At 42.4% G+C, this 399-nt stretch carries 1 pseudogene; it reads right to left on the reverse strand.

Going from position 1 to position 399, the window contains the following annotated elements:
* Window positions 1-271: pseudogene (locus ACYQ2O_RS12905) on the reverse strand (transposase); the annotation flags it as partial.
* Between the last annotated feature and the right edge of the window lie 128 nt (window positions 272-399).

Raw genomic sequence — 399 nt, forward strand, 5'->3', positions numbered from 1 at the left:
TCAGTCGTGCATTGACTTTTAAACGAATAATATACTTCACTTTTTCTTGCTCGCATAACTCATAGATCTCAGGTTTGGCAAAGCCACTGTCCCCTCGGACAGTTAAAAACATATCACATGAGTGCTGCTTGTGTTGTCGGATAATATCTTTTAAAAAGACCTCTGCATTGTTAGACGTGTACACATTGCCCGGACGAAGTTCGGCACCTAGAAACAGACCAGTCAGTCCATCAAAAGCCACTAAGGGATGATAACCCGTTGTTCCGTAGTGATTTGAATTTGCCCTTTTTACGTCAGGGCAGCCTCTAAATCGAGCATGTAGGAGGAAGGCAATGGAACACTGGTATGAATTTCTTTGAAACACTGTAAGAAGACACACAAATAGAACGCCCTTTTCAG

It is taken from the genome of Alkalibacterium sp. m-11, assembly GCF_054658155.1.